The following is a 12,003-nucleotide window of genomic DNA, read 5'->3' on the forward strand; positions in this document are numbered from 1 at the left end:
TCGATGAAGCTCACTGGATTCACTGACGAGGCAGCGCCCGACCTTGCCACCCAGATCAAGGCCACCAAGGAGCTCGGCTGGAGCCATCTTTCAGCCCGCAGCATCGATGGCGTGAACATCCATGAACTCAGTGATGCTGCCTTCAACAAAGCAAAACACGCACTAGAAGAAGCGGACCTTCAGGTGGTCGAATTTGGATCCTTGATCGGTTCGTGGTCGAAACCCATCCACAGCGACTTCTCCATCACCCTGGGTGAAGTCGAGCGCTGCATCCAGCGCATGCCCCGGCTGGGTGTGCAGATTGTGCGCGTGATGTCGTATGCGCAGGAACCATGGGGCGATGAGCAATTTGAGCAAGAACGCTTCCGCCGCCTGCGTGAAGTGACCGCGCGCTTTGCCGATGCTGGACTCACCGTGGCCCATGAAAATTGTATGAACTGGGGAGGATTCTCGGCTGAGCACACACTGCGATTGCTGGATGAAGTCCCCGGCATGAAGCTCATTTTCGACACGGGCAATCCCGTGTTCCAGCGCGATCGATCAATGCCAGAATCCGAGGGAAACTACCCGTGGCAAGACAGCCTCGAGTTCTTCCACCAAGTCAAAGAACACATCGTCCACGTCCATGTAAAAGATTGCCTAAACCCAACAAACGACGAGGTAGAACCTGAGTACACCTTCCCAGGACATGGCCAAGCTCAAGTCCGCGAAATCCTCGCTGAGCTCAGACAATCAAACTACCGTGGCTTCATCGCCATCGAACCCCACGTCGCCACCGTCTTCCACGCCAGTGCCGAAGAAGTCGACTGGCAGCAATGTTACTCCAGCTTCATCCAGTACGGCAAAGAACTCGAATCCATCATCCAAGCACTCTCATGAAACACATCCTCAGCACACTCATCGCACTCACGCTCCCAATCCTCGCAGCAGAACCCACCGAGCTCTTCAATGGCAATGACCTCACGGGTTGGCGCATGGTTGGCGGCAAAGCCGACTTCAAGGTCGAAGACGGCTGCATCGTAGGCACCGGAGAAAACCTCAAAGGCAATTCCTTCCTCCGCACGGAGGCGACCTTCACCGACTTCGAGTTCAGCTACGAATTCAAATTCGACACACTTGAAGGGAATTCTGGCGTCATGTTTCGCGCTCAGCAACGCGCTGGCAATGGCCGCGTCTTCGGCTACCAATGCGAAGCTGACAACAACCCAAAACGCGTCTGGACTGGAGGAATCTACGATGAAGCACGCCGTGGCTGGCTCCACCCCACCAAGTCGAAGCAAGCTGATAAACTAGCAGTGGCTCGCGCCTTCACCGCTCAAGGGAAGGCTCTCTTCAAATGGGACGATTGGAATTCATTCAAGATCCGCTGCCAAGGCAACCGCATCCAAATCTGGCTCAATGGCGAGCTCCGCACCGACTTCACCGACACCGACTCAGAACACGACACGCGTGAGGGATTTATCGGACTACAAGTGCATAATGGCAAAGCCTGCCACGTGCGCTGGAGAAACATCCAGATCATCGATCTCACCAAGTAAAACCACCACCCCTCGCTGCCTTAACGAATTCTAAAAATGATGCAACGCTCCCTTCTAACCACCCTCACCTTGCTACTTCCAGCCCTTGTGTGCGCCTCGCCCGATGCATCACAAGGCAATGAAGTGCCGCGCCCACCTGCGCACGAAACTCCAACGGCACCAAGTAAAGCGAAAGCCACCAAACAATCTTCTACGAAGAACAAGAACAAGGCGCCAGCCGCCTTCACCACCAACTGCGTGGCTTGTCATGACATGAATAAGGACCTAGTTGGCCCATCCCTCGTGCAAATCGCAATCTGGTACCCACGAGCCAAACAACAAGCATTCGTGGATTGGTGCCTCAACCCAGGAAAAAGAAATCCCGATATGGCTCAAATGCCATCCATGGCGCATATCGAAAAAAGTGAGCTCATCCAGATCCATCGCTACATCCTAGAAAAAAGCAAAGGTCAAGAGCGCATCAAGATGCCTAAAGTCGATCCATTCCTCACATCCGAAGCCTACACCCGCCGCCCTAGGCTCATGCGTAGCTTTTTCCCAAATACTGGACCCGCTTCGCTCTTGCTCGCCTTGCCCACCACCGAAAAGCACAACATCATTTGGGACACTGACAGCTGCAGTCTCGCATACATCGCTGCTGGAGCAGTCGACAACTACACCTACTGGCGCAGTAATGGCAACTCACTAGCCAAGGTAGGCAAGGAGCTATACCGCCCCGATGCCCCGCTCTTCAGTCAACAAAAACACTATCGCGGGTACGCGGTCGACGCAGCAGGATTCGCAACCATCCACTACATTGTCGCTGGGATCAAGGTCAGTGAATCCTACTCCGTAAAAGGCAACTCCATCGTGCAGACAGTGAAAAGTAACAAGCCGCTTCCCTCTCACTCATTGCCCTCCACGAAGGAGCACAACAACATGGTCACCAAGGTGAAAGCTCAACCTCGCAAACTCACCATCGAGTACTCATTGAAAACCACAAACCCATAGCAACATATGAACCCTAGACTCATTCTCAAGCTACTTACCATCCTAGGGGTATTGCATAGCCAAGTCCTTGCTCAATTTACTTGGACCCAACACTACAAGGTGGAAGACATCCCAGCTCCTAAAGGGGTCGACTACCAAATTGGTGGGCTCGCCATGACCCCACAAGGCAAGCTCATCGCTTGCTTCCACCGAGGGGAAGTCATGGTGTACTCCGAACGAGATCAATCGTGGTCCTTGTTCGCCTCAGGATTGCATGAGCCACTGGGTATTTATGTCGAAGACAAAGGCACCGTGCTCGTCATCCAGCGCGGCGAACTCACCCGACTCCACGATACCAATAAGGATGGTAAAGCCGACCTCTACGAGAATGTTTGCAACGATTGGGGGCTGTCAGGAAACTATCACGAATTCACCTTTGGCCTCGTCAAAGATTCAAAGAAAAACATCTACATCGCTCTGGGAACCGCCTCCAACGGATCGGGTGTGCGAGAACACATCAGAGGCCCATGGAACGACACCGGTGGGCTCACCCATGACATGTTTCTCTACAAAGACGGCAAGGAATGGAATGAAAAGAAAAAGCACGTTCCTAGAATGTACGCCCGAGTTCCCTATCGCGGCTGTGTCCTAAAAATCACCCCAGGCAACAAAAAAGCCGAAGTCTATGCCACCGGACTCCGCACGCCCAATGGACTCTACATCGATCACTCAGACCAACTCTGGATCAGCGACAATCAAGGCGATTGGGTCGGCGCCTCCAAGATGCACCGCATCAAGGAAGGTGGCTTCCATGGCCACGTCGCCTCCTTGCTCTGGTCTGAGTCACCGCCAGAGCGTGTGCCAGCCCGGCTCCCCGTGAAGGAGCTCCAAGCGATGCGCATCAAAGCCCCCATCTTGCTCCCCCAGGGCGAATGTGGAAACTCCATCACCCAACCCTTGGAGAGCCGTCCCTCATTTTTCCCACATCGTGACACGGCACTGTCGAAGGACCAAATCATCATGGGCGAGATGAACCACGCTAGGCTCGTCCGTTACCTGCCCGACACGGTCAATGGAACCCATCAGGGAACGGCCATCCACACCCTCAACACTCAAGCCATTGAAATGGGCAACAACCGTCTACTTTATTCCAAAGATGGGAAGTCGCTCTACCTAGGGAAAACCCACCTCAGTTGGCCTGGCAGAGAAGGGATTCGTAAAGTCACTTACACCGGGAAACCCTACCTCATGGTCGAATCGGTCAAGCTCACCGACTCAGGATTCCTCATCACCTTCAATCACGACATCACCCTGGCCTCACAAAGCCCAAAACCATCCATCGAGTCCTACACCATCGCCTATCACGCGCACTATGGGTCTCCCAAAATCAATCGGCAAAAACATACCGCCAAGATCACCACCATGGCCAACAACCAAGTCTTACTCACCCTGGATCAAGCCATGATGGCAAACCGTGTCTATGATATCACGTTGCCCAATGCCATCCAGGCATCATGCGGAGAACTCTCATCCAAGCGCTTTTGGTACACGGCTCACGTGCTACCTTGATGGTTGCTGACATCTACTAGCCGCCACGGCCTCAGCGAAGAGGTCGGGCAAGCAGCAAACAAAAAAGGCGTCTCATCATGAGACGCCTTTTTTAGGATAACAAATGGGGTGGATGACGGGACTCGAACCCGTCACCGAACACCAACAAAATAAGTGAAAACACACCTTTACTACACACTTTACTAAAAAAAGGCACTTGTAGAGGCGTCTAAATGTCCCCAAGATGCAACAGTGAGCAAGAGGGAGAGAGTAACACTGACAGACAAGAAAGCCAAGAGTGCAGAGGCGTCTCTTGCGACGGTTTCGCAGAAGAAAAACGGGAAGACCTATGTGAGTTTTCGTGTACGCTGGAAGATCGACGGCGAGACCAAGACCAAAGAATTCAAAGAATTGCCTAACGCTGAGATCTTCAAAAATCAGAAGAACTTAGAATTGAAAGGAATGTCGGAGGCAAAGCAGCCGTTTCTATCGAGTTTGACTAAACAGAACTTGCAGGACGCTGAGTGGGCTCAGAGCACCCTAGGTGAAACGTACTCTATCCGAGAAGCCGTCGAGTTCTTTCTACGCCACCACAGACCCCCAAAACACACGCTAACAATATCCGAGGCTCTGAAGGTGCTACTCGACAAGAAGGAGAAAGCTGGAGTCAGTGACAGGCAGCGTCGCACACTAAAGACAACCGTGAACGCACTAATGACACACACGGGCGACGTTGAGCTTCACACCATTACTGAGGAACAGGTGAGGCTCTACCTAGGTAAACTCAAAGGACGTGACGGTAAGACTCTCAAGAAGAAGACGTGGAACAATCGCCGCAATGAGGTTTCGTCGTTCTTCACCTTCGCAATGGAGAAAGACCTGAGCACTCAACGCCCTTGGACGTTCCACAACCCCGTTGAGGACATCGAGAAGTATTCCAAGGATTCAATTAGGCAGGAGCGTCCCCCTATCGCCACTAGCGACCCTCAGACAGTTTGTGATCTCCTCACTTATGCGATGCAGTACAACGGCGGAGCAATGGTGAAATATTTCGCTCTAGCCTACTTCACGGGGATTAGACCCAGCCCCGAGGTGAAGCAAGGCGAGCTAACACGACTTGCTGAAAACCCTTCACTAATCAACTTAGAAACTAACACTATCCGACTTCATGCAAGCATGACGAAGGACAAGAGGGAGCGAACCGTCACCATTGCTCCTAACCTCAAGAAGTGGCTAGAGGCTTATGAGCATCTCCCAATTGTTCCCGAGGGGCTGGATTTCCCCCGCGCTTATCGCCACATCAGGCAGCAGTTCAAGCTTCAGCACGACGAGACGCGCCACAGCTTTATCTCTTACCATGTGGCGCTCAATAGGAGTGTTGGAAATGCAGCGCTAGAGGCTGGAAACAGTGAGGCCAAGGTAAAGGAGCATTACCTGTATCACCGCTCAAGAGGAGACGCTGAAGCCTTCGCCTCTATCGTGCCAGACATGGAAGCAGGAGTGGCTGTGTTCGCTAAAGAGAAACCGAAAGGCTCAGGTCATTTGAAAGTTAGCTAGTATGAGTGGAGTAAAATATAGAGAATCTGAAGCATTCAAGGCGCATAGATCGAAGTTCCTTGGGCAAATTCTTAATGACGATAGTGAGACTCAGATAGAAGAGCTAGCTCCTGAGCTAAGAGAGGTAGTGGACGCCATTATCGACTACCACCAGAAAACTACACGCAAAACCCCTGAGAGCGGCTCAACTGGCCTCTTTGAAATGTTCCACTCAGCTAGGAAAGTTAGTTTCCTTAGAGGTTTTCATGATTTACAAGCCCCTCACATAGAGCACTGCGAGCACAGCATGAGCGCGTTCGGCAATTCTCTCTTGGACGTGATGCTGAAACACATTCATGAGAACACAGATGACGCCCCAGAACGCATTGGTGAATGGCTAGAAGAGCAAGGTGGATTGATTAAAGCTCAGTCTAAGTACCCTAAAAACAACCTTGCAATCTTAACGGTGCTTTTTCACTTCATAATACAGAATCAAGAGCTCCCAACGTCTAGGTGTGAGTTGATACGGTATTACAATGAAGACGCTTTAGAGGAGTGGAAGAGCGGCGCTAAGGCGAAAATCAAGGTGAGTAGTGACATTGCTAAAGCCTTAAATGAGATCGGAATAGGTGATTTAATAAGAGGCAACGAACCGTTGGACAACTAGACAAGCCGCAAGTTGTTCACAGTGAGTAAGTGATAGGCAAAAAATCTCTTAACTATCAAACCCCTAGGTGAAGTGCAGCAGTGCGAAACTAAGGGCATGGTTAAGCAATTAAGCCCCACTAAGCAGGAGCCCACACTCGTGGGATTGAAGTCAGCACTCGCAGCAGTGTTTCCAGACGAAGCGACGCGTCCAGCGTTCCGAACATTCTCAGAATGGAAGGCGCTAGGATATTTCCCTCATGTTAAGATAGGACGGCGCGTTTTCGTCGATCCCGTGAAAGTCAGAGAAGCTCTCGAAAGCCGCTTCACAATCAACGCAAAATAAAAAGAACTCCGCCGCTCGTGGTTTGAACATGAGAGTGACGGAGTTCTAAGGAATTTCCTACAAAGCACTTTATCTAACGCGGGGCTTTCCCGCAAGTTTCAAACATACGGTGGCTCATAGAATTATGAACTATCTTATAATTGTATCAGAGGCCATCGCGCTACTCTGTCTCAAGTTAGCGGCCTTCGCCGTCCCAGTCTATATCGGGCATCTTCTACTCGATCTCATTTGCAAGCTCGCCAAGAAAGGAGGCGAAAATGAATAGATCGGAACTAAAATCAGTCAGCAAGTCCATCGCTAGTGTGGTTCCTGACATCGCTGATAAGCTCATTGAGAGAAAGACGCGAGAAGGCCTAGAGGACTTTTCGAACATAGTGATTCACTTGTCGGGAAGATACTTCGGCTTCTACATGCGACATTTCGCTGTGAACAACTCACACAAGAAAGCGGTGAAGTTTGCCAATGTTCAAACCACTAAGTTTGCTGAGGAGTTCTTACCCGATCGCGACACGAGCCTTGTGACCCCTATTGTCATCTCCACAGCAACACGCACCATTTCGCAGATCGTGAAGACATGGAAGCACTACTACGCCCCCGAGATGGCTATAGGAGCAGTAGGTGACTACCTGATTTATTACACACAGCATTTCGGGACGCATGGAGACGCCAAGGAGGCTAGGACACACGCCACGGGGTGCTTCTATCACGACGTCTACGAGGCAGAACGATTCGGTGAGAAGCTAATTGATAGAGAGAGGGGCTGCTAGGATGGATGTGATTGAAGAAATAATGATTGAAGCCCCTAGCATCGAGGAGGAGCACGCTGAAGCGTACCGCCTATCTCTGCTAGCAACGGAGAGTGAGCGCAGCCGTTACCTCAGCCTCCCCGCTGATGAAAAGCACTTAGCCTTTGAGTTCCCACCTGCAAGCAGCGGTCGTTACGCGTACTTGATCCGCGTGGCTAGGTTCATGACATCACTAGGCAAGAGTGATGAGAAGTGGATGAGGTGGATCTTTGATCTCTACGACGATGGCAAAGACTACCGCCGCTATGAGGACGTGGTGAAAGACTTCGACAAGGCGTTGGCAACTCGTGGCGAAACCATTCAGAGGAAACCTAGCGCATTTGCCCCCCCGCGTGAGAGGCTTAAAGATATTCGACTCTTGGAGGCTTACGAGCCGCTTACTCTCGATGCATTGGAAGAGCTGCAAGCCGAGACGCCACTTGGTGACGACATTGATGCTAGCACGTTTGTTTCTACGTTGTTTGCGCCAAACGACCTAGTATGGGTAGCCGACAGAGGAAAAGCTGCATGGGAGAAACCCCGCACCGCCTCAGAGATTGCGGCAGAGCTAAGAGAAGCTGACGCAGACGAGAACCCTTACTTTTACACCACTGGTTCTACATTTCTCCCTGACGCTCACGAGGTGAAAACCACCAAGGGGAGAAAGTGGAAGTCATATAAGCTCGACGTTTGCGTTGCCGAGCGAAAATACATGATCCTAGAAATGGATCAGATGACTAAGGAGCTGCATTCCCGCGCGCTCTCGTTCGTCTTCTCATTGGAAGAGGTTGCCCCCCTCGCCTCGGTAGTCTTCAGCGGTGGAGAGAGCTATCACTGTTACCTGAACGTCCAAGGTTACACCGAGAGAGCGCTAGGACTACTTCACAAGCTAGCGTGCCTACACGGGGCTGATAGTGGCGTGGCTCAGACTCCAAGCAACGCCACGAGGTTTCCTAATGTGAGCCCTTGCAGGGAGAAGCTAGCAGTCGATCCAGACCGCAAGGCGCAGGATTTGCTTTACCTAAACCCTGAAGCAGCCTCTCGCCGAGCAACTGACACCATGAGGCTAGAGAAGGCGCTAGAAAAGCTCATAAACAGCGCTTTAACGCGCAGCGTTGAGCATGACGAACAAACAGTGGCGAAGGTTGAGGAGGAGCGCTCAGAGTTAGCTCTGAAAGCATTCAAGAAGCTCTTGAGGGAGGAACTCCCCAGTAAGACCCCACATGAGGGCTATAAGGATTACTTCCTGAACCAATCGCCGCAAGAAATCAACGGAGACACTCGTGGGGCTTTCCTAGGGGAGCTATTCGGCTTCGATGCTAGATTATGGCTAGGTGATAAGGGCGACCCTCCACAAAGTCTACAAGCTTGGTGGAGTGCGGGAAAAGCTACCAATAATGATGACCCCTTATCTGGGTTCAATAGCGTCTCACCTTCCTTAGCCAAGATGACAAATCTCAGGGATAATGGCGTTCACTGCGTTGATAACGTACAGAGCACGCCCTTCTTAGTCATGAGACCATTCCAAGACAGTAAAGACGCCTCGTGTGCCATTATTCGCATTTTAGAGGGAGAGGGGCTAACGCTCAGAGCCGTCACTGACGAGGAGGATGGACGCTTAACGGCGTGGTTCGATAAACCTAGAGGCGAATTACTGCAATGGCTTCACGAGTTCGGTGACGCCTTTGCAATCAATGCGCGTGTTCTAGGCATAAACACAACCAAGCACAGTATCCCTAGTGATGGATTCTCAGATTCTTCACTTCTCTATCTAACTTTAAACACACCACTACCAACCCAATAACCCTATGAGTACACTACGCCAAATCACAACCAGCATGAAAGAGGATCTAGCCAATGAAATCCCTACGCCACCGTTGCTTCACAATACGGTCACAGCCCCCACAGAGTCGGGACGCACAACCTCTGACGAAGTCACCCAAATCCGAATGACTAGGGCTTTCAAAACCGCCACAATAACCGCTAAGGACTTTATCCAGCGAGATATTCCAAAACGTGAGGTGCTACTATCACCCTTCCTTCTGAAAGGTGATTATGGCATTATCTTTGCCCCTCGTGGCGTTGGTAAAAGCTGGTTAGCCCTGATGATGTGTAAAGCCATCAGTGATGGTGAGAAAGTGGGGAATCACTGGAGCGCCCCAACTCCACAAAGAACGCTCTACGTTGATGCTGAAATGAACCTCCCAGACCTTCAGGGACGATGCAAGCAACTGAACATCGAATCTGATTCATTCCTAATGTTGAGCCATGAACAACTCTTCACCGAGTCGAATGACTCGTGTTCTATGAACTTTGCCGACAAACGACAGCAGGAGGTGATCATGAACCAGTGCATTGAATCGGACGTGTCACTTCTAGTGATCGACAACCTATCAACAGCCTTTCACGGACTAGAAGAAAACAAAGCCGATTCGTGGGAGGAAGTCTCCCCGTGGTTGCTGGAGCTTCGCCGTCGTGGCGTTAGTGTTGTCCTTGTCTGCCATGCTGGCAGGAACGGGAACATCCGAGGCACTAGCAAGCGTGAGGACATGGCGCACTGGATTCTGAGCGTGGAGGAGTGCGACGACAAAGGCGAGTGCTCTCACGCTTTCAAAACCAAGTTCACCAAATGCCGCAACGTGACAGCGCTTGAGACGCCTTCGCTTGAGTGGTCGATGATCTACACGGACGAGGAGACAGTGGTGGCGACTAAAGAGATCGACCTCCGTGCTCAGATGGTTGAGATGATCGTGGGAGGCATCACGTCGAATAAAGAGTTATGTGACGCCCTCGGTAAAGGGAAAGGCACTATCACCAAGTGGGCGAAGAAAGCAGCAGAGGAAGGGAAGATTAAGATTCAGAGCGGCAAGTACCTACCAGTGTAACCCCGTGGTTTCCAGTTTCCCGCCCTAGTGTGGGAAACGTGGAAACATTGGAAACCGAGAATGGAAACTGCAACACGACACCCCTTACACTGTATAGGTTTCCAAGAAACCACCGAGGAAACACAGGTCTAAAAAATGGAAACCTCGTCCCTTTATTTTAGCGCTTAAAGTTTCCACGCCACCTTCAGTCCTTCGTGATTGTCGGTGGCGTTTTTCGCGTCCTAACGCCACCGCTTGAACCTTCATGCTTAAAGTGTTACTATGAACACATGAAATTACTTCACCGACAAAGGTTGCTAGCACAAGCGAAGCTTGAAGGGCTGAACGACTGGGAAGCGTGCTTGAAGGCTGGTTACAAACCATCAACGCATCAATCGGCTTGCAATCAAGTTGCTAAGCTCATGAAGAACCCTGAGTTCACAACATACCTAGAGAGCCTCCACAAAGCCGCTGAGAGCGTCGCAGTAAAAACAGCGCTAGACATTAAGCAAGACCTCTCAGAACTCATGAACGACGCAAAGAGCGAGAAGGATTACAGAAATTATGTGGCGATGGCTGCGAGGCTTTGCAAGCTTTGTAACTACGACGAAGAACCGAAAGAGCAAACCGTGATCAAGACTTCACCCGTCTGCTACGTCGCACCCGCTCACCACGGCGAAGGTGTAGGCGGCTGGACTGATAGCGTCGAGAAGGCGAAGGAAGCCAACCCAGATGCTCAGGTATTCTTCCCCGCCCCGCTCTCATTGGATGAGTGGGAGGAAGCAGTAGCGCAGGACAAAGAACGTAAAGCTCAACGCGACGCTGTTTGATTTTATGGGTGACTAATCCCGCCACGGTGTATAGCAAATCGGTGTATGAACGAAGCGGTCATCAAGTGTCCATGTTGCGCTAAACAAATGAACGTGGCGGTCGAACATTTCGGCAACAACTTCAAGTGCATCGAGTGTGAGAACCGCTTCTTTATCAAGCTTGATGGAAGTACGGAGATCTCAACGCCGCAAGCGACACCGCCCCCCAAGGTGCAGAATCCTAATCTTCGTCCCTGCTTCTCGTGCTACAAGGAGATCAGTAAGGATGCTCTAACGTGTCCTCATTGCGGTAGGCCAAACAAGGAGGCTCAAAATAAAGAGAAAGACTCAAAGCAACGGGTAGGCTGCTTTTTAATTTTACTCTCAATCCCTATTTGCTTCTTACTCCCGCCACTTGGGGGGGTGATGATGATACTAGGAATTATCATGTTTTTTGTCTTCATGCGCTTTAAGTGATCTCACCTAGACCACACCCAGCCGCCACTAATGGCTTCACCTTTGTAAGCGATACGCACCACAGCTAGTAACTCACTAGTGGCGACGCCTTGCGAGAGTGTGAATAAGGGTGAATAAATCTTACTAAACATTTTACTAAACAATTTAGTGCATTTTCCTACATTTCGGCGCATTTCTGCAACTATATTGCATTTCTAAGACTCTCACCAAAACCACCGTAACCCTTTAAAACAAAAGGCTCAGAGCGAACTCTGAGCCTATTTAAGAATGGGGTGGATGACGGGACTCGAACCCGCGACAACCGGAATCACAATCCGGGGCTCTACCAACTGAGCTACAACCACCATTTCATTCGCTATGCGGTGCGGCGAAAAACTACGCACCCGCCACGATTTAGCAAGTTCTTTTTTGCGCTTTTTTGAAAAATTCTAAATTTCTAGTGAGTCCAAAAAAGAATACAATCTAGGAGATATTCACGCTTTCCAA

The 12,003-nt window shown here is 50.8% G+C and carries 12 protein-coding genes and 1 tRNA gene; 12 read left to right on the forward strand and 1 reads right to left on the reverse strand.

Annotated elements, in window-relative coordinates; genetic code table 11:
- The first annotated feature begins 3 nt into the window (after nt 1–3).
- The 12 genes from F454_RS0109145 (at nt 4) to F454_RS0109200 (ending at nt 11,061) form a co-directional block, all read left to right on the forward strand.
- Nucleotides 4–879: a sugar phosphate isomerase/epimerase family protein gene (locus F454_RS0109145; protein WP_018970352.1), complete on the forward strand. Its 876-nt coding sequence runs from the start codon at nt 4–6 to the stop codon at nt 877–879.
- Complete coding sequence (locus tag F454_RS14760) at nt 876–1,538, forward strand: 3-keto-disaccharide hydrolase (RefSeq protein ID WP_018970353.1); 663 nt, start codon at nt 876–878, stop codon at nt 1,536–1,538. Before F454_RS0109145 ends, F454_RS14760 begins: the two co-directional genes overlap by 4 nt.
- 36 nt (nt 1,539–1,574) lie before the next feature.
- Nucleotides 1,575–2,528 (forward strand): c-type cytochrome, encoded by a 954-nt coding sequence (locus F454_RS15790; protein ID WP_018970354.1) that lies wholly within the window; start codon nt 1,575–1,577, stop codon nt 2,526–2,528.
- A 6-nt stretch (nt 2,529–2,534) separates the two neighbouring features.
- A complete protein-coding gene (locus F454_RS0109160) occupies nt 2,535–4,076 on the forward strand; it encodes a DUF7133 domain-containing protein (protein WP_018970355.1) in 1,542 nt (513 codons plus the stop codon).
- A gap of 231 nt (nt 4,077–4,307) precedes the next feature.
- A complete protein-coding gene (locus tag F454_RS0109165; RefSeq protein WP_018970356.1) occupies nt 4,308–5,612 on the forward strand; it encodes a tyrosine-type recombinase/integrase in 1,305 nt (434 codons plus the stop codon).
- Nucleotide 5,613: 1 nt separating this feature from the next.
- A complete protein-coding gene (locus F454_RS0109170) occupies nt 5,614–6,258 on the forward strand; it encodes a hypothetical protein (RefSeq protein WP_018970357.1) in 645 nt (214 codons plus the stop codon).
- A gap of 96 nt (nt 6,259–6,354) precedes the next feature.
- Nucleotides 6,355–6,582, forward strand: coding sequence for a hypothetical protein (locus F454_RS0109175; RefSeq protein WP_018970358.1), 228 nt, complete (start codon nt 6,355–6,357; stop codon nt 6,580–6,582).
- 124 nt (nt 6,583–6,706) lie between these two features.
- Nucleotides 6,707–6,847, forward strand: a complete 141-nt coding sequence (locus F454_RS16360; protein WP_018970359.1) for a hypothetical protein — start codon at nt 6,707–6,709, stop codon at nt 6,845–6,847.
- 37 nt (nt 6,848–6,884) lie between these two features.
- The gene (locus tag F454_RS0109185; protein WP_156817223.1) at nt 6,885–7,349 is read left to right on the forward strand and encodes a hypothetical protein; all 465 of its coding nucleotides are present in this window, start codon (nt 6,885–6,887) and stop codon (nt 7,347–7,349) included.
- Nucleotides 7,350–7,371: 22 nt separating this feature from the next.
- Nucleotides 7,372–9,171 (forward strand): hypothetical protein, encoded by a 1,800-nt coding sequence (locus tag F454_RS0109190; RefSeq protein WP_205619019.1) that lies wholly within the window; start codon nt 7,372–7,374, stop codon nt 9,169–9,171.
- A gap of 34 nt (nt 9,172–9,205) precedes the next feature.
- Nucleotides 9,206–10,252, forward strand: coding sequence for an AAA family ATPase (locus F454_RS0109195; RefSeq protein ID WP_169334354.1), 1,047 nt, complete (start codon nt 9,206–9,208; stop codon nt 10,250–10,252).
- 269 nt (nt 10,253–10,521) lie between these two features.
- A complete protein-coding gene (locus tag F454_RS0109200; RefSeq protein ID WP_018970363.1) occupies nt 10,522–11,061 on the forward strand; it encodes a terminase small subunit in 540 nt (179 codons plus the stop codon).
- Between the two features lie 724 nt (nt 11,062–11,785).
- Here the strand turns inward: F454_RS0109200 and F454_RS0109210 are convergent.
- A tRNA-His gene (locus F454_RS0109210) sits at nt 11,786–11,861 on the reverse strand.
- Between the last annotated feature and the right edge of the window lie 142 nt (nt 11,862–12,003).

This window comes from Rubritalea marina DSM 17716, from assembly GCF_000378105.1.
Lineage (GTDB): Bacteria > Verrucomicrobiota > Verrucomicrobiia > Verrucomicrobiales > Akkermansiaceae > Rubritalea > Rubritalea marina.